The following is a 739-nucleotide window of genomic DNA, read 5'->3' on the forward strand; positions in this document are numbered from 1 at the left end:
ATGCGCCAACTATCTCAGCAACTCAGGATATGCTTCCGTATAAAACGGAAATGCTCTAGCCTCGGTTCCATGCTCTCCGCCCTCGGACGCCGGGAGGAGGCCTTGCAGGCCACCCGCAAGGCCGTGGATATCCGGACCACGCTCGCGGACAGCAACCCGGACGCCTTCCTCCCCGAGCTGGCACGGGCCTTGTCGGTCCTGGGTGGCATCCAGAAGTCCGGCGGTGGCTCGGACGATCTGCGGCTGGCCATCAGCTCCTATCGGCGGGCGGCAGCGATTCTACGCCCCTATCATGAAGCAGATCCGTCCGTCTTCAGGGGTCTGTGGGGCGCCACCCTTCGCGATCTGGTGACAGCGATGGCAGAGGCCGAAGCATCGGAGGCGGAGATTGCCGCGGTGCTTGCGGACCTGGGCGTCGGGCGAGGCGGGGGCGCCTGAGGAGAAGAGTCGCAGCGTTGGCACGCGCTGGTCTGGACGGGGCAGCATCCCGGATGATTGTCTCCGCCTGCCGGAAGGGTATCGGGACTGGAACGGCGCGTCCGTGCTGCCCTGAGATGCCGCCGGAGCCGGGCGGGGTGAGGCGACACGGCAGCCTTCCTGCCCCGGATTGCCGCTCCGCCTGCTTCCGCGGTGCTTCCATGCAGCAAAAAGCCCTTAGCTGGGTTAGCAGCTAAGGGCTTGATGTTATTGGTTGCGGGGGCAGGATTTGAACCTGCGGCCTTCAGGTTATGAGCCTGAC

At 65.2% G+C, this 739-nt stretch carries 1 protein-coding gene; it reads left to right on the plus strand.

Annotated features, from left to right (window positions below):
* Positions 1-102: 102 nt before the first annotated feature.
* Positions 103-438 carry a hypothetical protein gene (locus ACFQPS_RS17225; protein WP_377360451.1) on the plus strand — a complete coding sequence of 112 codons (336 nt, stop codon included), beginning with the start codon at positions 103-105 and terminating at the stop codon, positions 436-438.
* Positions 439-739: the final 301 nt, after the last annotated feature.

It is taken from the genome of Rhodocista pekingensis (assembly GCF_042665545.1).
Lineage (GTDB): Bacteria > Pseudomonadota > Alphaproteobacteria > Azospirillales > Azospirillaceae > Rhodocista > Rhodocista pekingensis.